This window comes from Brevundimonas sp. ALps5 (genome assembly GCF_058681645.1).
In genome coordinates this window covers 675817-698166 of the sequence record NZ_CM178744.1, presented here as the reverse complement: position 1 = coordinate 698166, position 22350 = coordinate 675817, and the positions used below count along the sequence as shown (strand labels likewise).

The following is a 22350-nucleotide window of genomic DNA, read 5'->3' as shown; positions in this document are numbered from 1 at the left end:
TAACATCGCGTGATGAACTGTGACGCTTGATGCCGCGGAAACCGTTGTCAGGCGGTTCGGCGGATTCTTTGGGGGGCGCCGCCGATGCCGACGGCCTCAAAACCCATGACCTTGCCGTCATCGCCGCGCAGGAACTGATAACGCCGTCCGGGATCGCCCACGACGGTGAACAGGTCGTCGCCCAGGGGCGCGAGCATGACCGGAGGGCGACGGCCTGCGATGACCTTCAGACGATTGCCCTCCACCGAGACGGTCCGGTCGCCGTAGGCGCCGACGTAGTCCGGCAGGTTTCCCGCCACCTCGGCCGGCAGGTCTTGAGACCGCAGGGCCTCCAGCGCCCAGACGGCGTCGGTGCGGTCGGCGTCAGCGGCGATGATCTTCTCCAGGGCCAGGGTCTGGGCCTTGTCCAGCGCCTTGTCCCAGGACACGCCGACGTCCGGCTTCACGCCCGTGCCTTCCCAGTTGCCGCCGGTGATCGCATTGATGGGCGAGCCCATGGAGACGAAGATCGCGAAGCCGGCGCCGGCCGGGACCATGCCGCCGGGATTGGCCGCCCCGCCGCTGGCCTCGCCGACGATCACCGCGCGGCGCGCCGCCTGCATCGTATAGGGGGAAGGCCTCGCCGGCCGAGCCGGTGCGGGCGCTGATCAGGATATAGACCGGCACGGTCAGGCGCGGATCGGGGTGATAGACCTCCGGCGCCTCGCTCTCAGTCCCCTCGCGGCTATGGAAGACGTTGTAGATCGGGGCGTTGGCCGGGGTGAAGGCGCTGGTCAGATAGCCGACCATGGACGGGGCCCCGCCGCCGTTGTCGCGCAGGTCGAAGATCACCGCATCGGTTCCGCCGATGAAGGTCAGCGCCGCATCCGCCGCCGCCCGGGCCGGATCCTTCGGATCGTTGAAGTCGATCTCGGAGAACTGGCGCAGATCGATATAGCCGATGTTGCCCGGCAGGATCTGGACGCCCCGGAAGCCGTAGTGAGCACGGGCTTCACCGGGGTTTACCGGGCGCGGATCCGGCGGAGGTCCGGCCTGCGGACCGGGGCCTGGTCCAGGGCCGCGCAGGGGCGGGCCGTCACCGAGCCGGGGATCGAAGACGACGTTGAAATGTGCGTCCAGCGGCTTGAGACGCATCGTCAGGGCCGTGGCCAGATCGCGGGGATCGGTCAGGGCGTCGAACTCTCCGGCCGCGGCGGCGGTTTCCAGCCCCTTGGCGATCTCTTCGGCGCGGCGGGGATCGAAGTAGAGATCGCGAACCCGCGCCGCCACGGCCTGAACCGTCTCGCGCGGAGACCGTGCGGTCACTGTGGGGGCGGCGGCCGGGCTGATGCCCGGGCCCTGCGTCTGGGCCACGGCCGGGACCGGTGAGGCCGCCAGCAGAAGCAGGACTGTCGTGAAGGCGCGCATCAGATCGTCTCCAGCTTCAGGGGCAGGACCATCAGGGCGGTCAACCCACCCTCCGGTCGATTGATCAGTGTGACATCGCCGCCGGCGCCGCGCGCCGCCTGACGCGCGACGGACAGGCCCAGACCCGCGCCGCCCGTCTCGCGATTGCGCGACCGTTCGCCGCGCGCAAAGGGCTCGAACACCGTCTCCAGCTCTTCCTCGGGCAGGCCGGGGCCGTCGTCCTCGACCGAGATCACGGCCTGGTCGTCGAGCAGGAAGGTGCGGACGCGGGCGGCGTCGGCGAACTTGACCGCGTTCTCGATCAGATTGGCGACGGCCCGACGCAAGGCGGCCGGATCGCCCTCGACCGGCAGGGCGCGGCCGCCGTCGAAGGTCACCGCGGCGCCCGTCTCCGAAAAGCCGGCGGCGCAATGGCGGGCGAGCGCGTCCAGATCCAGAGGTTCGCGCCGATCGGCCTGGGTTTCGCCGCGCACGAAGGCCATGGCCTGGCCGATCAGGGCGTCCATCTCCTCCACATCGGCGACCATGCGGTCACGCAGCTTAGGCGGCGCCTGTTCGACCCGGAAGCGAATGCGCGTCAGGGGGGTGCGCAGGTCATGGGCGATGGCGGCGATGGTCTGGGTCCGCTTGCGCATGTGATCGCGCAGCGAGGCCTGCATGTCGTTGAAGGCGCCGATGGCCGTGCGCACCTCGGTGGGGCCGGTGGGCTTCAGCGGCTCGGCGTCAGGATCGGCGCCCAGGCGCTCGGCGGCCTCGGCGAAGACCCGGATCGGCCGTGTCAGCCGCCGCGCCATCAGCCAGACGATCGGCGCCAGGATCAGGATCGAGATCAGCAGCGAGGCCAGCAGCCTCGCCTGCCAGGGCGAGATCAGGCTGCGCGGCGGCTCCACCGTCGCCCACCTTCCATCCGGCAGTTTCATCGAGGCCGAGAAGGGGTCGAAATTCAGCCGGTCGGCGATGATGTTGAACCGCGCCGTCTCCGCGGTCCCTGCGAATCCCTGACGACGAACCGTGACGTGGGTCGTGACCTCCGCCGAGGTGACGCCGTCTTCTCCGCCCCGGCCCTCCGGCAAGGGCGGACGATCCGGCCCGGGGCCAGGCTGCGGCGGCGAACCGTCCGGTCGCACGAAGACGAAGCTGGTCTGGCTGCCGCCGAAGGCCGGGCGTCCTTCCGGTCCCATGCCCGGGCCGGGACCGGGGAAGGGGCCAGGCCCGGGCCTCCGCCGGCCCATGCCGAAGGGCGGGCGCCGGTGTTCGATCCGGACGCGCACGTTTTCGACCGGCGTCTTCAATCTCTGCGCCAGTCCGGCGGCGACGAAGGTCACCAGCGGGTCGTTGGGTCGCCGGTCGTTGTCGGCGTCGACGGCGATCGGGCGGTCGCTGACCTTGCGCACCAGCTTTCGGCCGTCGCTTGTCTTCGCCGGCTGACCCTGCAGGGCTGCGGCGGCGGAGGCGAGGCTGTATCCGGCAGGCGCCGGTTCGGGAGCCAACAGGATGACGGCGAAGGTCACGGCCTGGGACATGACGATGGCGAGGGCGGCCAGCGCCCCGACGGACACCAGCACAGGCAGCGATGAAGGCCGTTTCACCGGCGGGTCACCTTGACGTCGAAGCGATAGCCCTCGCCGCGCACGGTCTGGATCATCTCCAGACCCGAGCCGTCATCCAGCTTCTTGCGCAGGCGGCTGATCTGCACGTCCATGGCGCGGTCGAAGACGTCGGCCTCGGCGCCGCGCGCGGCTTCCAGCAGCTGGTCGCGCGTCAGGATGCGGCCCGGCCGTTCGGCGAAGGCGTTCAGAAGCGCGAACTCTCCGCCCGACAGTCCGACCAGCATGCCGTCCGGCCGGGTCAGTTCGCGGCGCATCAGGTCCAGCCGCCAGCCGGCGAAGGTCAGGGCGGGGCCGCCCGTCGGAGCTTCCTCGTCGCGCGGACGACGCAGGACGGCGCGGACCCGGGCCAGCAGCTCGCGCGGATTGCACGGCTTGGCCAGATAGTCGTCGGCGCCCAGCTCCAGCCCCACGATCCGGTCGGTGTCTTCGCCCATGGCGCTGAGCATGACGATCGGCGGGCCGTTGCCCGAGAGGCGGCGCACGACCGACAGGCCGTCCTCGCCGGGCATCATCAGATCCAGCACGATCAGGTCGATGGAGGCGGCGGCGAGGGCGCGGTCCATTTCGGAGGCGGAAGCGGCGCCGCTGGCTTCATAGCCGTGCTGACCGAGGTAGTCGCAGAGCACTTCGCGGATGCCGGGGTCGTCATCGACGACGAGGATACGGGAGGGGATTTCCATAAGCATGGCCGCCTTATGCCGATGCTGATGCATCGCATCATTGCAGCGATGAAACAAATCCATGCGGTTCTGAAATATGGATGCAAGCCCGGCGTGGTGGATGACGGCGTCCAGAACGGAGACACCCAAGAATGCTTATCGCCATGATCCTCGCCGGCATCGTCGCCGGTCCTGACGCCGTCCAAACCCCGCCGGTCCCCGCCGAGGGAATCCATCAGGAGGTGCGCGTCTTCACCCTGGGTGGTCCGGGCGGCCCAGACGGCCCCGGCCCGCGCGGCCCGGCGCTCGACAAGAACGGCGACGGCTTCGTCACCCGCGACGAGTTCACCGCCCCCCAGACCCAGGCCTTCGACTTCCTTGACAAGAACCACGACGGCAAGATCTCCACCGAGGAGTTCGCCGAAGGCCGTGCGGCGGCCATGGTCGTGCTCGGCGGCGCGGGTGGTCCTGGCGGCCCCGGCCGTGGTCCGGTGCGCGTTCATGTCGGCGGCGGTCCGGAAGGCGCCTTGTTCAGTGGTCAGATGGGCGGCCCTGCCGACGGAGACAGCCGGGTCTTCGTCATTCGCCGCGACGGCGCCGACGGCGACCTTCCCCCGCCGCCGCCCGGCGCCCGTATCCAGATCGACCGCATCGGCGGTCCGGGCGAGGGCCCCGGCGATCTGGACAAGGACCACGACGGCAAGGTCAGCGAGGAAGAGTTCCTGGCGCCCCTGCGCGAAGCCTTCCAGCGCATGGACGCCGACCACTCGGGCTACCTCGAAAGCGGCGAGAAGGGCGAGAGCGGCGTACATGTCTTCACCCGCCGGATGAACAGCTCCGCCGAATAGGGCGCGGGCTGACAAGTTCGGCATCACGCTTGAGAAGCGCCGCAATCGCGGCATAGGGTGGCGGGGATGATCTCCGCCACCCTTTTCCATGGCAAAGCCTTCAGCAGAGCTTTGTATCGCCGACTGATTCCGGCGGTGGCGGTGGTCAGCCTGCTAACCGTCGGCCCGGTGCAGGCCGGTGACGGCCCCATCCCGACCGCGGCCCCTGCCTCCGCCTCGACGCCTGCGGCCGCGCCCGATCGCGACCGGGCTCGCATGAACCAGCGGGTCTTCGACCAGGTCTGGAGCGAGGTTCAGCGCGACTACTACGACCCCTCGATCCACGGGCTGGACTGGCGGGCGGTGCGCGCGACCTATCGGCCCCAGGCCCTCGCCGCGACCAGTGACGGCGCCCTGTATCGGGTCCTCGACCGGATGCTGGACCTGCTCAACGACGACCACGCCGGGGTCGCGGCGCCGGCCGCCGTGCGCCGTCAGGATCTTCTGCGCGAGCGCCACCCGATCATGGGGGTGACCCTCTATCCCGAGGACGACGGCGTCTATCGGATCGAGCGTGTCCGCGCGGGCTCTCCGGCCGAGGAGGCGGGCGTTCGTGTCGGCTGGCGGCTGCGTCCCGACGACAATCGCTGGAGTCCGGACATGGACGTCGTCGACGGCCAGTCCATCGCCCTGCGCTTCGTGGACGACGCCGGCGCCTTCCACGACGTGACCGTCATACCGCGCGAGATGGATGGCCTTCCGGCCTTCGTCGCCGACCGCTCGCGTCCGGGCGTCCTGGTGCTGAGGATCGAAGGCTTCGAGCCCGGGCTCGGCGACTGGATGGGCGGCCAGCTGGCTGATCTGCCCGCCGACACCGACGTCGTCCTTGATCTGCGCGCCAATCCCGGCGGCCTTCTGATGGAGGCGGATGCGGTCCTGTCCTGCTTCCTGCCGGATCGTCAGGTCTGGGCAACCCGCACCTCACGCAGCGGCCGGGCCTCGATCCTGCGGGTCCAGCAGGGCTGCGGCGCGCTGGAATCCCCCGCGCCCAACGCCCTGGCGGTTCTGGTCGACCGGTCCAGCCGCAGCGCCGCCGAACTGACCCCCGCCGCCCTGCAGGAGGCCGGCCGCGCCGTCATCGTCGGCGAGAAGACCGCCGGGGCCGTGCTCATTTCACAGGATACGCGTCTGGCCGACGGTGGGCGTCTGACGCTCAGCCGTGCCGACTTCGTGACGCGTGGCGGGATACGTCTGGAGAAGCGCGGCGTCCATCCGGACATCACGGTCGCCGACGCCGATGAGCCGATGAGCGCCGCCGCGCCCGACCCGGCGCTCGACGCCGCCGTTGCGACCCTGCGTCAGCGCGAAGCCGCCGACCGCGCCTCGCCCCCGACGTCTCCCTCCTGAAGGAAGGCCTGATCAGGCCCGAACCGGCCTGACCTTGCCGGCGGCTTCGCGAGCCCGGTCGCGGGCCTCGTCGGTGGTGGCGCCACGCGCCGTGGCGACGCCCATGCGCCGCCGCTCGAAAGCCTCGGGCTTGCCGAACAGGCGCAGGTCGGCGGTCGGAACCGACAGGGCCTCGGCGACGCCCTCGAAGGCGATGCCAACCGCTTCCATCCCGCCATAGATCACCGCGCTGGCGCCGATCTCGCGCTGGCTGACATCGACGGGCAGGCCGAGGATGGCCCGCGCATGCAGGGCGAACTCGCTCATCGCCTGGGTGGCCAGGGTCACCAGGCCGGTGTCGTGCGGGCGCGGCGAGACCTCCGAGAACCAGACCTGATCCCCCTTCACGAACAGCTCCACGCCGAAGACGCCGAGACCGCCCAGCGCCCCCGTCACCTTGCCCGCGATGTCCTGCGAGGCGGCGAGGGCGGCGGCGCTCATCGCCTGCGGCTGCCAGCTCTCGACGTAGTCGCCCTTGACCTGGCGGTGCCCGATGGGGGCGCAGAAGTCGGTGCGGACCTCGCCGTCGGCGCCCAGCGAGCGGACGGTCAGCAGGGTGATCTCGAAGTCGAAATCGATCCGCCCCTCGACGATGACCCGCGCGGTATCGACGCGTCCGGCGGACTGGGCATAGGCCCAGGCGCCGGCGATTTCGTCGGCGTTCTCGACGAAGGACTGGCCCTTGCCGGACGAGGACATCACCGGCTTGACGAAGCAGGGATAGCCCACGGCCTGCGCGCCCGCCGACAGTTCCCCGGCCGAGCCGGCGAAGGCGAACGGGCTGGTCGCCAGCCCCAGGTCCTCGGCCGCCAGCCGCCGGATGCCCTCGCGGTTCATGGTCAGCTGCACGGCGCGTGCGGTCGGGATGACCACGGCCATTCCCGCCGCCTCGATATGGGCCAGGACGTCGGTGGCGATGGCCTCGATTTCGGGCACGATGATGTGCGGCGCCTCGGCCATGATGACGCCGTTCAACACCTGCGGATCGGTCATCGGGATGACGTGGCTGCGGTGCGCTACCTGCATGGCGGGGGCGTTGGGATAGCGGTCGACCGCGATCACCTCGGCGCCCAGCCGTTGCAGCTCGATGGCCACCTCCTTGCCCAGCTCTCCCGAGCCCAGCAGCATGACGCGGATCGCGGTGTCCGAAAGCGGCGTGCCGAGTTTCATGGCGGGCATGGGTTCAGACTCCTTTAGACGGTTCGATCAGGTCCCAGGCGTTGCCGTACAGGTCTTCGAAGACCGCCACCACGCCATAGGGTTCATGCCGCGGCGCCTCGCGGAAACTCACGCCCGCCGCCGTCCAGGCCGCATGGTCGCGCGCGAAGTCGTCGGTCTCGAGAAACAGCCAGACCCGGTCGCCGGCCTGTTTGCCGACGGCGGCGATCTGCGCCTCGGTAGTCGCCTTCGCCAACAGCAGGGAGGTGTCGCCACCCTTCGGCGTCACCCGCACCCAGCGCTTGCCGCCGCCCATGTCGGTGTCCTCGCTCAGGTCGAAACCCAGCGCGCCGACATAGAAGGCGATGGCCTCGTCATAGTCGCGGACCAGCAGGCTGACGGCGCCCAGACGGCTCACGGCGCAGGAACGGCGTACAGTCGGCGGAAGGCGTCCAGCGCCGCGCCGTGATAGATGGTGGCGTGGCTTTCGGTCGGGCGCGGCGTGAAGCTCCAGCTCACCCCGGGCAGGGCGTGATCGCGCAGATTGGCGATCAGCAAATCCATCGGCGCCTGCATCTCCTCGCCTTCGTCGCCGAGGGTCAGGATCAGGGTATGGGGCGCGTTGGACTGGTCGCGCAGGCGAGCGCCCGACTGGCGGGCCAGTTCGCCGCCGTCCCACCACAGGCTCGGGCTGACGGCGACATAGGCGCCGAACATCTGCGGTTCCTTCAGGAAGGTCTCGACGACGAACAGGCCGGCGAGGGATTCGCCCATCAGGGCGGTCTCGCCGCTGGTGCGGAAATGCGCCGCGATGAAGGGCTGCACCTCCTCGCCGAGGAAACGACGGAAGCGTTCCGACTGCCCTTGCGTGGGGTAGCGGGCGATCAGTTCCGGATTGGTCGTCGGCAGGGCCAGTTCGTTGCGGCGATCCACCGAGGCCACGCCCACCACGATCACGTCGCGCGTCGTGCCGACGATGGTGCCCAGCTGGGCGATGCCCGAGATGTGGTGGAAGTCCTGATCCTGACCGCCATCCAGCACAAACAGGACGGGATAGGTCTTGCCGCTGTCGGCATAGCCGGGCGGAAGCCAGACGTTGATCTCGCGCGTCGCCCCCATCACCGTCGAGGGCAGGGCGAAGGAGCGGCCGATGACGATCGGCGTCTCGGCGACGGCAGGCCCGGTCGTCGTCTGGGCGTGGGCGGCTGGAACGAGGATCAACCCCGCGACCAGACCGACCGCCACCAGACGGCGAGTGTGGATCACAGCCGCGCCTTGACCGCCGCGATCACGGCGTCCGAAGTGATACCGAACTTCTCGTACAGGATCTCGGCCGGGGCCGAGGCGCCGAAGGAGGTCATGCCGATGAAGGCGCCGTCTTCGCCGATGAAGCGTTCCCAGCCCTGTTTGATCGCGGCCTCGACGGCGACGCGGACAGTCCCCCGGCCGATGACGGAGGCCTGATAGGCCGCGTCCTGCTTGTCGAACAGCTCGACGCAGGGGACGGAGACGACGCGGGTCGCCACGCCTTCGGCTTCCAGCGTCTCGGCGGCCTTCAGGGCCAGGGCCAGTTCCGTGCCGGTGCCGAACAGGGTGACCCTGGCCTCGCCGTTGGCGGCCTTGATCTCATAGGCGCCGCGGGCCGTCAGGTTCTCGGCCGACGCGACGGTGCGGACCGCCGGGGTCTTCTGACGCGACAGGCACATGGCTGACGGGGTGGTCTTCGTTTCCAGCGCGATCTTCCACGCCTCCATGGCCTCAACCGTGTCGGCCGGGCGGAAGACGTAGAGGTTCGGAATGGCGCGCAGGGCCGCCAGATGCTCGACCGGCTGGTGCGTCGGGCCGTCTTCGCCCAGACCGATCGAGTCGTGGGTCAGGACGTGGATGGCGCGCACCCCCATCAGGGCGCCCAGACGGATGGCCGGACGGCTGTAGTCCGAGAACACCATGAAGGTGCCGCCGTAGGGGATGATCCCGCCGTGCAGGGCCAGGCCGTTCAGGGCCGCGGCCATGCCGAACTCTCGGATGCCCCAGTTCACATAACGCCCCTCATAGGTCGGGGCGTCGAAGATCGGGGTGTCCTTGACGAAGGTGTTGTTCGATCCGGTCAGGTCGGCCGAACCGCCGATCAGTTCGGGAATGGCGGCGAAGACCTCGTCGAGCGCGGCGCCCGACGACTGGCGCGTGGCCTGGGCCGGCCTGGTCTCGATCAGTTCGGCGATCCTGGCGTCCAGCTTGGCGAAGGCGGTCTCCGGCAGGTCGCCCTTCATGGCGCGGGTGAAGTCGGCGGCCTGCTTCGAGGCGGCCAGACGGGCTTCCCAGGCCTTGCGGTGCTTGGCGCCCTGACGGCCGACCTTCAGCCAGGCCTTCTGGATGTTCTCGGGCAGTTCGAACGGGTCGTGATCCCAGCCGAGGCCCAGACGGGTCGCGGCGACCTCGGCGGCGCCCAGGGCCGCGCCGTGGGTCTTGTGGCTGCCTTCCATGGTGGCGGCGCCCTTGCCGATCTTGGTCTTGCAGGCCAGCAGCGTCGGCTTGTCCTGCTTGGTCGCCCACTTCAGGGCGGCCTTGATAGCGTCGACGTCATGGCCGTCCACGGCCTTGACCGCCCAGCCGGCGGCCTTGAAGCGGGCCTTCTGGTCGGTGGCGTCCGACAGCGAGACCTTGCCGTCGATGGTGATCTCATTGTCGTCCCACAGGACGGTCAGCTTGTTGAGCTTGTAGCGACCGGCCAGGGCGATGGCCTCCTGCGACACGCCTTCCATCAGGCAGCCGTCGCCGGCGACCACCCAGGTGCGGTGGTCGACCAGATCGTCGCCGTACTTCGCCGCCAGATGCCGCTCGGCCATGGCGAAGCCGACCGAGGTGGCCAGACCCTGACCCAGCGGGCCGGTCGTGACCTCGACGCCGGGCATATGGCCGTACTCGGGGTGACCCGCGGTCTTCGATCCCCACTGGCGGAAGTTCGACAGTTCCTCCTTGGTCGCGGCCTTGTAGCCGGTCAGGTGCAGCAGGGCGTAGATCAGCATCGAGCCATGGCCGGCCGACAGGATGAAGCGGTCGCGGTCGGCCCAGTCGGGGCGGCTGGCGTCAAACTTGAGGAATTTCGAGAACAGCACCGTCGCCACATCCGCCATGCCCATCGGCATTCCCGGGTGGCCGCTCTTCGCCTTCTCGACGCCGTCCATGGCCAGAACGCGGATCGCGTTGGCCATCTGCTTCTGGGTCGGTTTCACAGTGCTGGCGTCGGTCATGGGGAGGACTTTCGTCGGGGAGAAGGTAAAATGAGGCTTGGCCGCTTTACCCCGGGCCGTCCACGGGTTCTATAAGAAATCTGGAGGATGCGACTGATGGCCGACGCCACGACCGCCGCCAGGGACCGGGTCGACCGGGCTCTGGCCGCACTGGAACGCAAGGTGCTGGAATTGAAGGCGAGACCCGCCTCCGCGCCGGTGATCGCCGATGACGATCTGTTCGCCATTCCCTCGCCGGACGCGGCTGCGTCCAATGCCGCGGATCAGGCGCGGATCGAAGCTCTGGAAGCGGCAGGCCGCGACGCCTCCGCCGCCCTGGCCCGCGCCGCCGACCAGCTGCGTGGCCTCCTGTCCGTCGAACAGGAGCCGGAGGACTGATGGCCACCGTCACCGTCGACATCAATGGTCGCCCCTATGCCGTCGGTTGCGCCGACGGCCAGGAGGAGCGCGTCCGCATCCTGGCCAAGCAGTTCGACGGCCATGTGCGCTCCGTCGCCGGCGACGTCGGCCATGTCGGGGACCTGCGCCTGTTTCTGATGGCCGCCCTGCTGCTGGCCGACGAACTCCACGAGGCCCGGCTGGCCCTTCAGCTCGGGACTCCCGTCTCGCCCGGCGCCGCCTCGACCGAGGGCGTCGCCGAGGCTCTCAACGCCGTTGCCGCCAGGCTTGAGAAGCTGGTCCAGACGATCTGACATCCTTGCCTTGTGAGCGCCCGGTTCAGGGCCTATCTTGATCGATGGCGGGTCCTGCTGGGTCTCACGTCGAAGGCAACATATCCTCGCGGCCTTAATTCACTCGAAGGGATCTGTCCCTGTCTGGGTCCGTGGACCCGGGTATATGGAACCCACCTGGCTACCCAGGCTCGAGAGGATTCAAACCGTCCTTCACGGCTATTCCGGCGCCGCCAACATTCCCTCTTCTGAGCGCTACCGCTCGCGACGCGGTCGCTCGCTGCTTGAGCGCGGTTGCGATGATTTCCGACAAGCCCGCTCTCCGCGCTTCGATGCGCGCGCTTCGCAAACGACTGGCCGAGGCTGATCCTCTGGCCGCCGAACGCGCCGCCGATCACGCAGGGGCTCTGCCCGAAGGGGGGCTCGTCGCCCTGTACCGCGCCATTGGATCAGAGCTCGACACCGACGCCCTGGTCCAGGCGCTGCTCGCCTCGGGCCGGACGCTCTGCCTGCCAGTGGCGCTGGAGCGCGACGCGGCCATGGTCTTCCGGCTCTGGTCGCCGGGCGAACCGCTTGAGCTGGACGCCGCCGGCTGCCCCGCGCCCCTGCCTCTGGCCGCGACCGTGGTTCCCGACCTGATCCTGACGCCGCTGCTCGCCTTCGACGACTTCGGCGGGCGGCTGGGGCAGGGGGGCGGCTTCTACGACCGCACCTTCGCGGTCCTGCCCGAGGCCGTGCGCATCGGCTTCGCCTATGCCGGCCAGCGCCTCGACGCCGTGCCGATGGAGGGCCACGACCAAGGTCTGCATGGCGTTCTCACCGAGGTGGGCTATACCCCGGCGCGAAAGGTCCCCTAACCCATGCGTCTTGCCTTCTTCGGCGACGTGATCGGCAAGTCCGGTCGCGACGGCATCAGCGATCATCTCCCCGGCCTCAAGCGTGACCTGAAGCTCGACTTCGTGGTCGTGAATGCGGAAAACGCGGCCGGCGGCTTCGGCATCACCGAGAACACCGCCCGCGAGCTGTTCATGGCCGGCGCTGACTGCCTGACGCTGGGCAATCACAGCTGGGACCAGCGCGAGGCCCTGACCTATATCGTGCGCGAGCCGCGCCTGATCCGTCCCGCCAACTATCCCCGGCTGATGGACGCCCCCGGCGCCGGCGCCAATCTGTTCGAGACCCATTCGGGCCGCACCGTCCTGGTCATGAATGTGCTCGGCCGCATCCACATGGATCCGATGGACGATCCGTTCAGCGCCGTGGACCGCGAACTGAACGCCGCTCCGCTGGGCGCCGTCGCCGACGCCGTCATCGTCGACATGCACGCCGAGGCCACCTCCGAGAAGATGGCCATGGGCCATTTCTGCGACGGCCGCGCCTCTCTCGTCGTCGGCACCCACACCCACGTCCCGACCGCTGACTGCCAGATCCTGCCGGCCGGCACCGCCTATCAGACCGACGCCGGCGGCTGCTGCGACTACGACAGCGTCATCGGCAACGAGAAGGAGGAGCCGCTGCGGCGCTTCACCACCCGCATCTCGCAGGGGCGTTACTCCCCGGCCCATGGCCCCGCGACCATCTGCGGCGTCTTCGTCGAGACCGATGACCGCACGGGTCTGGCCGTCCGCGTCGAGCCCATCCGCGTCGGCGGCCGCCTCAGCCAGGCGATTCCGGTGGTCTGAGGGACCTTCCGTCATGGCCGACGGAGGCTCGACGGCGGCCTGATCCAGCGTTTCCTGCATCGATGCTTGACTCGACTACAGCTGTAATCCACAAAGATTACGAATGTAATCTACAAGAGGGTTCGATGTCTCGCTCCGCCGCCTTCCTCGCCGCCATCGCCACCGTGCTCATGTCCAACGCCGCCCACGCCCAGAACGCCGTCCATCCCGGCGGCACGGGCCAGAAGGTGCCCTCGGTGATCCTCGACGCCGGCCCGATCGCCAAGGCCTGCCTTCTGCTCATGATCGTCGCGGCGATCACGGCCCTGGTCCTCGGCGCGGTCTCGCGCCTTCGCCGGACTTCGGCCCCCAAGGGTCAGTCCTTCGTCTCCAGCCTGCGCCTCGGCGGCCCCCTGTTCGCCGCGGCCGTGGCCATCTACCTCGGCGCCAATATTCTGGTGCGGATCAACTATGATGGCGGACTGCCGCCCTTCCACATCATCTCGCCCGGTCTGGCGGAGATGGCCGTGGTGGTGCTGGCGGGCCTTCTGGCCTCGGTCGCGGCGGTCTTCGCCCATGGCTGGATGGCGAACCGGCAGCCCGCCTGACTTTCACACACGCCTCCAACCAGACACAGAAATTCCGGGAACGCCTCATGTCCGCTCCAGACCCCGTCACCCCGCTCACTGTCTTCCTCGACGCCTCCGTACCCGTGAAGATCATCGTGCTGGCGCTTGTCATCGCCCTGATCGCCGCCGTCGTGGTGACCGTGCGCAAGGTGATGTCCGGCCCGCATCTCAATGGCGGCTCGACCTTCCTCTCTGCATTGCGTCTCGGCGCTCCGCTGCTGGGCCTGCTCGGCGCGGCCTATAATCTGCTGATGATCTTCATCGGCGTCTCGAACATGGGAGCCCAGCCGTTCAACGTCCTGGCCCCCGGCCTCGCCGAGGCCGCCTTCCTTCTGGTGCTCGGTCTGATCGTCGGGGTGGTTGCGGTGATCTGCCACTGGATCATCGAAGCCCGCGTCGACCGTCTGGTGCTCAAGGCCTGATGGCCCGCATTCCCGTCACCGAGGCCGAGAGCGAGGTTCTGGCCGCCCTGTGGCGCAAGGGCCCGCTCTCCTTCGCCTCCCTGATCGATGAGGTGAAGTCGGTCCAGCCCTGGGGCGACGCCACCATCAAGACCCTGCTCAACCGGCTGATGCACAAGGGAGCCGTCCGTTCGGTGCGCGAGGACGGCCGCCAGCGCTATCACGCCGCTATCGACCGCAAGGCCTATGTGGACGGCGAGATTCAGGCTCTTGCCGACCGCCTGTTCGCCGGCGACCGCGCCGCCCTCGTCCGCCACCTTTCCGAAACTTAATCCTGTCTGGCGCATCCGATGGGCCGCGCCTGAGGCTCTGAGCAGCATCACCTGTCCGGAGACATTCATGCTGAAGATCCTCGCCGCCGCGATCGTCTTGCTCGCGCCATCCGCCGCTTTCGCCCAGACCTCTGCCGCTGCGCCGGAACCCATCCAGGTGATGCTGGTGGGAACCTTCCATTTCGACAATCCGGGACACGATCTCTACAACATGGCGGTGGATCCGGTGACAACGCCGGCTAAACAGGCCGAGCTGGCGGCTGTCGCCGAAGGCTTGCGCCGCTTCCATCCGACGGCGATCGCCGTTGAGCGTGAGGCCTCCGACACCGCCACCCTGCTGGATCAACGCTATCCTGCCTACAAACCCGCTGACCTTTTGACCAACCCGGATGAGCGGGTTCAGATCGGTTACCGGCTGGCTTCACTCGAAGGTCTGACGCGTGTCTATGCGATCGACGAGCAGCCGGGCGAGGGCGAGCGCGACTACTTCCCGTTCGACAAGGTCCAGAACTGGGTCACAGCCCATCATCAGGAGGCCGTTCTGGAAGCAGTCAACGCCCCTATTGCTGCTGACGTCGCCGAAATGACCGTGCGCCAACGGACCGAAACCCTGGGCGCGCTTCTGGCCAACGAGAATCGTCCGGATCATCCGCTCAACGGAACCGCCGCCCTTTCCTACGGCCTGCTTCAGTTCGGCGACGCGGTCGATCAACCGGGCGCGGAGCTGAACGCCGGCTGGTATGAGCGTAACGCCAAGATTTTCGCCAAGCTCATGCTGACAGCGAAACCCGGCGATCGGATCGTGGTCGTCTACGGCGCAGGCCACCTCTTCTGGCTCAGGCATTTCGTCGAGAACACGCCTGGCTACGTTCTGGTCGACAGCGTCCCCTACCTCGCGGGGACCTGATCGTCAGGCCGAGACGATCTGCCTGAAGCCGCCGAAGATCATGCGTTTGCCGTCCACCGGCATCTCGTTCATCGCGGCGGCCATCGCCTCGTTTTCCATCATCTTCTTGTTGGCCTCGTCGCGGACCTCGCGCGACGGATAGGTGATCCAGGAGAAGACGACGATCTCGTCCTCCTCCGCCATCACCGCGCGGGGGAAGGACGTCAGCTTGCCGTACGGGACGTCGTCCGCCACGCACTCGACCACGCTCAGGGCGCCCAGCTCCTTGAAGATGGCGGCGCTCTCGGTCGCGATCCGCTTGTAGTCCTCGATCCTGTCCTTCTTCACCGCGATGATGAAGCCATCGACATAGTCCATGCGCGTCTCTCCCTGACCAATTGGCCTGATCAACTCGACTAAGCGAGTTTGGCGAACACTGGCCCAAGGATCGGCGTTCGAACAGGTTCCCGTCAGGCGGCGAAGGGTCGCGGATCAGGCTTCCACCAGTCCCGGCTTGCCCGCCTCGATGGCGTACTTGGCCCGGGTGGTCAGAACGCCGTCGCGGTTGTGGATCTGGTCCAGCACCTTGAACTCGGTCTGCCAGCGCTCTGGCGTCACGTCGCAGACCAGATAGCCGCGCTGGCTGTTCAGGAACTTCAGCTGCGGATTGGCGGCCATGAAGGCGGCCCATTCCGGCTTCTGGTCGACCCCGTCGCCGCCCGAGCTGATCGAGGTGCCGACAAACTCGCTGGCGATCGGGGCCCCCTCGGGATGGCGGCCGTCGAGGAACAGGTCGCCCGCGAAATTCTGATGCTCGTCGCCGGTCAGGACCACGGCGTTCGACACCTTCCGATCCTGCAGATGCTTCAGCAGGTGGCGGCGCGGCGTCGAATAGCCGGCCCAGCTGTCGGGGTTGACGCTCCAGCCCTCGCTGGAGTTCCGGTTCAGGTCCATCATCATCACCTGCTGCGCCAGCACCTTCCAGGTGGCGGTCGAGCGGTCCAGATTGTTGAACAGCCAGGCCTCCTGCGCCTGCCCGAGGACCTGGGCCTCCGGCGCATCGATGGCCGCGCAGCTGGCGCCGAACTTGTCGTCGCAGGGCTGGTCCGAACGGAACTGGCGCGTGTCGAGGAAGCTCAGGTCCATCAGATTGCCGTACTGGGCCCGGCGATAGAGCTGCATCGACGAGCCACGCGGGAAGGCCGACTTCCGCATCGGCATGAACTCATAGAAGGCCTGCATGGCCGCCGCCCGGCGCAGCAGGAAGATCTCCGACGGCGTGCCGTCCTGATCGATCTCCCCGACCCAGTTGTTGTCGACCTCATGGTCGTCGAACACGGCGAACCAGGCCGCTGCGGCGCGCGAGGCCTGCAGGTCGACGTCCATCGTGTATTGCGAATAGCGCCGACGATAGTCGTCCAGGCTGTAGACCTCGCCGCCCAGATGGACGCGCGGATTCTCCATCGGGCCGGCGGCGTTCTGATAGGTCGGATTACCCCGGCCTTCGTAGATGTAGTCGCCGTAGCAGAAGATGAAATCCAGATCCTCGGCCGCGATCTTGCGGTGGGCGGTATAGTAGCCGCTCTCATAGGCCTGACAGCCGAGTATGCCGAACTTCGCCCGGTCCATGGCGGCGCCGACGACCGGTGTCGTCTTGGCGCGGCCCACGCCGCTGCGCTCGGTCCCCACGGTGAAGCGGTAGAAATAGGCGCGGGCGGGCTCCAGATCCTCGACCTCGACGTGGACCGAATGGCCCAGCTCCGGCCGGGCGACGGCCTCGCCCGTGCGGACCACGGTTCGGAAGCCGCGATCCGCCGCCACCTCCCACTGCACCGCCATCGGGGCGTTGGGCATGCCCGAGCCCCACGCGAGGGGATCGGGCGCCAGGCGCGTCCAGATGACGAAGCCGTCGGGTTGGGGGTCGCCGGCGGTGACGCCCAGCCGGAAGGGGTTCACGTCGAACGCCGCCTGGGCCAGGGCCGGGCCCGTCTGCGTCAGGGCCAGGCCGCCGCCGAACGCGGTCAGAAGCCCGCGGCGGGACAGGTCGAAACGGCTCATGGGGCGGGCTCCGGTCAGCTGAGGTCTTCGCCCCTACGCCCGGATTGCGACACTAACGCTGCAGCCGTTTCTCAAGCCGCGGCCGCCTCGGGCGAGCTTCGACGCGGCCGCAATCGCAGGTGTATGGGCAGGCGGCTGCGCAGGGTGACCTGATGCGTCGGGTGGGGCTCGACCGTGCTGATCGCCTCGACCTCGGCGGCCTTGAGCAGGGTGGTCAGGGCGATCATCGCCTCCTGCATGGCGAAGGCCGCGCCGATGCAGACCCGGGGTCCAGCGCTGAACGGGATATAGGCGTAGCGGTCGATCGACTTGCGGTTCTCGGGCAGGAAGCGCTCGGGCCGGAAGGCGTCCGGCTCGTCCCACAGCAGTTCGTGCCGGTGCAGGATCCACGGCGAGATCAGCACCGCACAGCCCTCGCCGATGGCCTCGCCGCCGACCACGTCGGGCCCCATGGACCGGCGCGCCAAGGTCGGGGCGGGCGGGAACAGCCGCATGGCTTCCTCGATCACCGCCCGCGTCCACGGCAGCCCCTCGGCCCATTTCGGATCGCTGATGTCGAAGGCGTCGGCCTCGGCCTGCAAGGTCTCCGCCACCGCCGGACTGCGCGAGATCAGATGCAGGGCCCAGCCCAGCGTCCGCGCCGTCGTCTCATGTCCGGCCAGGATGAAGGTCAGGATGTTGGCCGCGACCTCCCGGTCGTCCAGACCTTTTCCATCTTCGGCCTCATCGCGCGCAGTCAGAAGGGCGGTCAAGAGGTCGTCGGGCGCCGCCTCTCCCGCCTCGATCCTCGCCCGCCGACGCGCCACCAGCGCCCCGACCCTCTGCTCGAAATAGCGGGCAGACCGATAGCTGGCGGTCTTGCCGAGCCGGGGAATCCAGCTCGGCGCATTGAACACATCCAGCGGATCGATCCGCGCCCCGACCGCCAGATACTGATTCAGCGCCGCCTCGAACCCGCGCGCATCCCCGTCCAGCTCGTCCGAGAACAGGGTCGCCGACAGGATGTCGAAGGTCAGGCCCGACATCTCGGAATCGATATTCAGCACCCGCGCCCCATGCTCCAGATGCAGGGCCTCGACCCGGGCGCGGCAGACCTCGTCCATCCGCGCCGCCATCTTCAGCGTCCGCGCCGGGGTGAACAGGGGCGCAAGGATGCGTCGGGCGCGCCGCCAGACCTCGCCCTCGGTCAGCAGCAGGCCGTCGGCCAGCATCGGCCCCAGCACCCGCCGCTGCAGGGCGCCCTTCTCATAGTTGGCGGCGTTCTCGGTCAGGACGTGGCGCACCCCCTCGGGATGGCTGACGACCAGAACCTCTCCCAACGGCCCACGACCGTGCAACTGCGGCTCGGCGAAGTGTCGGTCCGACCACATCAAGAGCGGATTGCGCCAGCTGACCCATAGAAACGGGATCAACCCCAGCGGCTTGGGCTGCCGGGGCGGCGTCCACGGGCGGAAGGTCTGTGATCCATCGGCCATGACCGGACGCTACGCCCGGATCATGACGGACGGAAGGCGGCTCAGTGGCGCACAGAGACTGCTTTCCGGAATCGGCGGCGCGTTGCGTCAAGCTCACGGGACCGATCATGGGCGTCATGGACCTGCACGGCATGGGCCTGACCGGCAGCGGCCAGCGCCTCGCGCTCTTCCGGTTGGTTGGCGAGCCACAACAGGCCTTCGGCCAGTCTGGCGGCGAAATCGTCGCCCGGCGGGACGACCAGAGCGTGATCCCCGCTCGCTTCGGCCAGTCCCCCCATCCCCGAGCTGACGACTGCGCTCCCCGCCGCATGAGCCTCGATCGCGACCAGGCCGAACGGCTCGCGCCACAGGGATGGAATAACGACAATGGCGGCGCGCTGGAAAAGGGTCCGAACCGCGGCGTATGGCGCGTTGTGGACGACGGTCACTCTGTCGCCAAAGCGCGCCAAAGGCCGCAACTGCGCCTCGCTCCAGGCCTGATGCGTGCTCCAGTCGCGTAACGCCAGCTCGGCCCGCCAGCCCGGCGCCGCGTCCAGCATCGTCTCCAGCGCGACGCACAGGGGCGCCAGACCCTTTTCCGGCGCCGCCCGTCCGGCGAAGGCGATCAAGGGAAGGCGGTCCTTCGCCCGTGCCGCCCACAGCGCCGTTTCGATGGCGTTGGGGATGGCGGTCGCCCGGTCGGCCAGCTCCGGGTAGCGGTCCACGAACTGCGCCCGGCCCATTTCGCTGACGAACAGATGCCCGTCGAACAAGGCGACGCGTCGTCGATGGCGCCATTGCTTGAGGAGATTGCCGGCATCCGGCAGCAGATTGTGCCGGTACAGGATCACCGGGATCGGCGGGCCGGGCGCGCGCCGCAACCGTTTGGCCAGGGCCGCCGCGCTCGGCATGTGCTGATGCACCTCGACCAGATCAGGCTTCAGGCGGGCGATGTGATCCGCCACGATCCGCGCCCTCCTGACCGGCGACCGTTCCGGCGTGATAGCCAGGGTCGTCAGGGCGTCGCCTCGCTCGGCGCCGTCGTCGCAGATGACGGTCAGCGCGTCGCGGTCGTGGCTGTGCGCGCCCAGCGACCGGACCACAGTCTCGATCGAGGTTGGCCGGTCAACGTCGAAGCGCGATCCCGGGGGCAGGACGATCACGACCCGCATTGGCGCTTCGGATGAGTGTGCAAGGGGCTGACCGTGGGTGTCAGTGTGCGGTCGGATAGACCGTGGCGCGACTGCGCCCGTCGCGATGCCTGACCGTCGTCGGCGCCCGCGTGCTGGTGGAGGGCAGCTGTGCCGCGAGAGTCCCGTACAGACGATTGGCGGCGGCCTCGTCCTTCGTGACCAGGCACAGGGTGCTTTCGCCCTCCCGACCCCAGGGCTTCATCTCCGAGGCGGTCACGCCGGGATCGGCCTTGAGCAGACTCACCATGCTGTCTCGCAGCGCCGCGTCCGGGCCCGCGCCGTAACTTCCGAAGCTGACCTCGACATCGCATTCGGCGGTCGCCGCCAGAACGGGCTCTGGAGCCACGGCCGGAGCCGCCTTTGCCGCCGCCTCGGCTTCCGTCGCCGCCGCCGCGTGGTTGGCGGCCGAGACGTCGCGAATGACGCTGTCCACCGGATCCTCGCCGTCGCAGGCGGCCAGTCCGAGAACCAGCAGGGCGGGGAGGATCAACCGGTGCATGACGGCGCTCAGGCCGCTTCGATCCAGCCCGGCATCCAGCCTTCGTGGATTTCACGCAGGTGCGCCATCGGAATGCTGAACAGGCCCTCGGCGGCGAAGGCCGCACCGCCCGCCGTACCCACAAGCGACACCGGCAGGCCAGCCTCGCGCGCGGCGGCGATGATCTCGTCCGGGTTGGGCGCGGCGATCAGGTAGCGGGCCTGGTCCTCGCCGAACAACTGGCCGTGGTCGGCGGCGTTCAGGACGATGCCGATGTCCGAGGCCAGGGCCAGGTCGGCCGCCGCGCCGATCAGGCCGCCGTCCGACAGGTCGTGAACCACCGTCAGCTGGCCGGTCTCGATCTGGCTGCGGATGAAGTCGCCCGTGCGGCGTTCCAGCTTCAGGTCCACCGGCGGCGGAGCGCCGTCTTCGCGGCCCAGAACCTCGCGCAGATAGATGGAAGCGCCGAGTTCGCCCTCGGTCGCCCCGATGAGGATCAGGGCGTCGCCCTCCGCCATCGTCGAGAAGCCGGTGACCACGTCATAGTTCCTGAGCAGGCCGACGCCGCCCACGGTCGGGGTCGGCGGGATCGCGGCGCCGTTGGTCTCGTTGTAAAGGCTGACGTTGCCGCTCACGACCGGGAAGTCGAGCTCGCGGCAGGCCTCGGCCATGCCGTCGATGGCGCGCACGATCTGGCCCATGATCTCGGGCCGCTGCGGATTGCCGAAATTCAGGTTGTCGGTGATGGCGATGGGCAGGGAGCCCACGGCCGTCAGGTTGCGCCAGGCCTCGGCGACGCACTGCTTGCCGCCCTCATAGGGATCGTTCTGGACATAGCGCGGGGTGCAGTCCGAGGTGACGGCCAGACCCTTGTCCGTGCCATGCACCCGCACCACGCCGGCGTCGGCGCCGGTGGCCGAGTCCTGCAGGGTGTCGGCCATGACGTGGCGGTCGTACTGTTCCCAGATCCAGCGCTTGGAGGCCATGTCCGGGCAGGAGACCACCTTGAGCACGGCGTCTTCCCAGCTTTCGGGGGCGGCGACGTCGGCGGCGGTCAGGCGACCGTGCAGCTCGGGCTGGACCCAGGGACGGTCATACAGGGGGGCGTCGTCGAACAGCGGCGCCAGCGGCACGTCGCAGACGACCTCACCATGGTGGTTCAGGATCAGACGGCCGGTGTCGGTGGTGCGGCCGATGACGGCGGCGTCCAGACCCCACTTCTTGAAGATACGATAGCCGTCTTCCTCGCGGCCGGGCTTGAGCACGGCCAGCATCCGCTCCTGGCTTTCCGACAGCATCATCTCATAGGCCGACATGCCGGTTTCGCGCTGCGGGACATTGTCCATGTCCAGCTCGATGCCGACGCCGCCCTTGCCGGCCATCTCGACCGAGGACGAGGTCAGGCCCGCCGCGCCCATGTCCTGAATGGCGGCCACGGCGCCCGAGGCCATCAGCTCCAGGGTGGCTTCGATCAGCAGCTTCTCGGCGAAGGGATCGCCGACCTGGACCGTAGGGCGCTTCTCGTCGGAATCCTCGTCGAACTCGGCCGAGGCCATGGTCGCGCCGTGGATGCCGTCGCGGCCGGTCTTGGAGCCGAAATAGACCACCGACATGCCCGCGCCCGGTGCGGCCGAGTAGAAGATGGCGTCCGACTTGGCCAGGCCCACGCACATGGCGTTGACCAGGATGTTGCCGTTGTAGCCGGCGTGGAAGTTCGTCTCGCCCGCCACCGTCGGCACGCCGACGCAGTTGCCGTAGCCGCCGATGCCCGAGACGACGCCCTTCACGAGGCGCTTGGTCTTCTCATGGCCGACGTCGCCGAACCGCAGAGCGTTCAGCAGGGCCACGGGACGCGCGCCCATGGTGAAGACGTCGCGCATGATGCCGCCCACGCCCGTCGCCGCACCCTGATAGGGCTCGATGAAGGAGGGGTGGTTGTGGCTTTCCATCTTGAAGATGCAGGCGTCGCCGTCGTCGATGTCGATGACGCCCGCATTCTCACCCGGTCCGCAGATGACGCGCGGGCCCTTGGTCGGGAATTTGCCGAGGTGGATCTTCGACGACTTGTACGAGCAGTGCTCGGACCACATCACTGAAAAGACGCCCAATTCCAGCTGGTTGGGCTCGCGGCCCAGACGGTCCAGGACGACCTGGTATTCAGCGGGGCTCAGGCCGTATTCCGCGGCGAGTTCGGCGATGGTTTTCTGGGGGGCGCTCATGGCGGGGCTT

The 22350-nt window shown here is 68.6% G+C and carries 24 protein-coding genes; 10 read left to right on the top strand and 14 right to left on the bottom strand.

The features are described 5' to 3' along the window. Positions 1 to 47: 47 nt before the first annotated feature. From ACW172_RS03235 to ACW172_RS03220, 4 genes are read right to left on the bottom strand one after another with little or no spacing between them, the layout of a single operon-like run. Positions 48 to 428: a hypothetical protein gene (locus ACW172_RS03235; protein ID WP_492033753.1), complete on the bottom strand. Its 381-nt coding sequence runs from the start codon at positions 426 to 428 to the stop codon at positions 48 to 50. Continuing rightward, positions 364 to 1407: a S41 family peptidase gene (locus ACW172_RS03230; RefSeq protein ID WP_492033752.1), complete on the bottom strand. Its 1044-nt coding sequence runs from the start codon at positions 1405 to 1407 to the stop codon at positions 364 to 366. Before ACW172_RS03230 ends, ACW172_RS03235 begins: the two co-directional genes overlap by 65 nt. Next, positions 1407 to 2996, bottom strand: coding sequence for an ATP-binding protein (locus ACW172_RS03225; protein WP_492033751.1), 1590 nt, complete (start codon positions 2994 to 2996; stop codon positions 1407 to 1409). Before ACW172_RS03225 ends, ACW172_RS03230 begins: the two co-directional genes overlap by 1 nt. Then, positions 2993 to 3697 (bottom strand): response regulator, encoded by a 705-nt coding sequence (locus ACW172_RS03220; protein WP_492034929.1) that lies wholly within the window; start codon positions 3695 to 3697, stop codon positions 2993 to 2995. The genes ACW172_RS03225 and ACW172_RS03220 overlap by 4 nt, the downstream gene beginning before the upstream one ends. Before the next feature lie 131 nt (positions 3698 to 3828). Here ACW172_RS03220 and ACW172_RS03215 point away from each other — a divergent pair, with 131 nt between their 5' ends. Beyond that, positions 3829 to 4524, top strand: a complete 696-nt coding sequence (locus ACW172_RS03215; protein ID WP_492033750.1) for an EF-hand domain-containing protein — start codon at positions 3829 to 3831, stop codon at positions 4522 to 4524. 111 nt (positions 4525 to 4635) lie between these two features. Next, positions 4636 to 5910, top strand: coding sequence for a S41 family peptidase (locus ACW172_RS03210; protein ID WP_492033749.1), 1275 nt, complete (start codon positions 4636 to 4638; stop codon positions 5908 to 5910). A gap of 12 nt (positions 5911 to 5922) precedes the next feature. Here the strand turns inward: ACW172_RS03210 and purT are convergent, their stop codons facing one another. Genes purT through tkt form a run of 4 tightly spaced genes read right to left on the bottom strand, consistent with a single transcriptional unit; the run spans position 5923 to position 10358 of the window. Then, the gene (gene purT, locus ACW172_RS03205) at positions 5923 to 7128 is read right to left on the bottom strand and encodes a formate-dependent phosphoribosylglycinamide formyltransferase (RefSeq protein ID WP_492033748.1); all 1206 of its coding nucleotides are present in this window, start codon (positions 7126 to 7128) and stop codon (positions 5923 to 5925) included. A 4-nt stretch (positions 7129 to 7132) separates the two neighbouring features. Next, complete coding sequence (locus tag ACW172_RS03200; protein WP_492033747.1) at positions 7133 to 7525, bottom strand: VOC family protein; 393 nt, start codon at positions 7523 to 7525, stop codon at positions 7133 to 7135. Then, positions 7522 to 8373, bottom strand: coding sequence for an alpha/beta hydrolase (locus tag ACW172_RS03195; RefSeq protein WP_492033746.1), 852 nt, complete (start codon positions 8371 to 8373; stop codon positions 7522 to 7524). Before ACW172_RS03195 ends, ACW172_RS03200 begins: the two co-directional genes overlap by 4 nt. After that, positions 8370 to 10358 (bottom strand): transketolase, encoded by a 1989-nt coding sequence (gene tkt, locus ACW172_RS03190; protein ID WP_492033745.1) that lies wholly within the window; start codon positions 10356 to 10358, stop codon positions 8370 to 8372. Before tkt ends, ACW172_RS03195 begins: the two co-directional genes overlap by 4 nt. A gap of 96 nt (positions 10359 to 10454) precedes the next feature. Between tkt and ACW172_RS03185 the strand changes: the two genes are divergently transcribed. The 8 genes from ACW172_RS03185 to ACW172_RS03150 all read left to right on the top strand — a co-directional run bounded on the left by ACW172_RS03185 (position 10455) and on the right by ACW172_RS03150 (position 14959). Then, positions 10455 to 10736 carry a hypothetical protein gene (locus tag ACW172_RS03185; protein WP_492033744.1) on the top strand — a complete coding sequence of 94 codons (282 nt, stop codon included), beginning with the start codon at positions 10455 to 10457 and terminating at the stop codon, positions 10734 to 10736. Next, the gene (zapA, locus tag ACW172_RS03180) at positions 10736 to 11050 is read left to right on the top strand and encodes a cell division protein ZapA (protein WP_492033743.1); all 315 of its coding nucleotides are present in this window, start codon (positions 10736 to 10738) and stop codon (positions 11048 to 11050) included. The genes ACW172_RS03185 and zapA overlap by 1 nt, the downstream gene beginning before the upstream one ends. Before the next feature lie 311 nt (positions 11051 to 11361). Next, positions 11362 to 11886 carry a 5-formyltetrahydrofolate cyclo-ligase gene (locus ACW172_RS03175; RefSeq protein WP_492033742.1) on the top strand — a complete coding sequence of 175 codons (525 nt, stop codon included), beginning with the start codon at positions 11362 to 11364 and terminating at the stop codon, positions 11884 to 11886. Positions 11887 to 11889: 3 nt separating this feature from the next. Further along, on the top strand, positions 11890 to 12711 hold the full coding sequence (locus ACW172_RS03170; RefSeq protein ID WP_492033741.1) for a TIGR00282 family metallophosphoesterase: 822 nt from the start codon (positions 11890 to 11892) through the stop codon (positions 12709 to 12711). Positions 12712 to 12836: 125 nt separating this feature from the next. Then, positions 12837 to 13298, top strand: a complete 462-nt coding sequence (locus tag ACW172_RS03165) for a hypothetical protein (protein ID WP_492033740.1) — start codon at positions 12837 to 12839, stop codon at positions 13296 to 13298. Between the two features lie 47 nt (positions 13299 to 13345). Further along, entirely contained in the window at positions 13346 to 13741 is a 396-nt protein-coding gene (locus tag ACW172_RS03160) for a MotA/TolQ/ExbB proton channel family protein (protein WP_492033739.1), read from the top strand. After that, positions 13741 to 14052: a BlaI/MecI/CopY family transcriptional regulator gene (locus ACW172_RS03155; RefSeq protein WP_492033738.1), complete on the top strand. Its 312-nt coding sequence runs from the start codon at positions 13741 to 13743 to the stop codon at positions 14050 to 14052. The genes ACW172_RS03160 and ACW172_RS03155 overlap by 1 nt, the downstream gene beginning before the upstream one ends. Before the next feature lie 67 nt (positions 14053 to 14119). Further along, the gene (locus tag ACW172_RS03150; protein WP_492033737.1) at positions 14120 to 14959 is read left to right on the top strand and encodes a DUF5694 domain-containing protein; all 840 of its coding nucleotides are present in this window, start codon (positions 14120 to 14122) and stop codon (positions 14957 to 14959) included. A gap of 3 nt (positions 14960 to 14962) precedes the next feature. On the opposite strand, the gene ACW172_RS03145 is transcribed toward ACW172_RS03150, so the two are convergent. The 6 genes from ACW172_RS03145 to purL form a co-directional block, all read right to left on the bottom strand. Further along, the gene (locus ACW172_RS03145) at positions 14963 to 15316 is read right to left on the bottom strand and encodes a DUF1428 domain-containing protein (RefSeq protein ID WP_492033736.1); all 354 of its coding nucleotides are present in this window, start codon (positions 15314 to 15316) and stop codon (positions 14963 to 14965) included. Between the two features lie 114 nt (positions 15317 to 15430). Next, positions 15431 to 16996 carry an alkaline phosphatase D family protein gene (locus ACW172_RS03140; protein WP_492033735.1) on the bottom strand — a complete coding sequence of 522 codons (1566 nt, stop codon included), beginning with the start codon at positions 16994 to 16996 and terminating at the stop codon, positions 15431 to 15433. A gap of 71 nt (positions 16997 to 17067) precedes the next feature. Then, entirely contained in the window at positions 17068 to 18471 is a 1404-nt protein-coding gene (locus tag ACW172_RS03135; protein WP_492033734.1) for a cytochrome P450, read from the bottom strand. Positions 18472 to 18512: 41 nt separating this feature from the next. After that, positions 18513 to 19553 (bottom strand): glycosyltransferase family 4 protein, encoded by a 1041-nt coding sequence (locus ACW172_RS03130; protein ID WP_492033733.1) that lies wholly within the window; start codon positions 19551 to 19553, stop codon positions 18513 to 18515. Positions 19554 to 19662: 109 nt separating this feature from the next. After that, positions 19663 to 20142: a hypothetical protein gene (locus tag ACW172_RS03125; RefSeq protein ID WP_492033732.1), complete on the bottom strand. Its 480-nt coding sequence runs from the start codon at positions 20140 to 20142 to the stop codon at positions 19663 to 19665. Between the two features lie 8 nt (positions 20143 to 20150). Further along, complete coding sequence (gene purL / locus ACW172_RS03120) at positions 20151 to 22340, bottom strand: phosphoribosylformylglycinamidine synthase subunit PurL (RefSeq protein ID WP_492033731.1); 2190 nt, start codon at positions 22338 to 22340, stop codon at positions 20151 to 20153. Positions 22341 to 22350 lie beyond the last annotated feature (10 nt).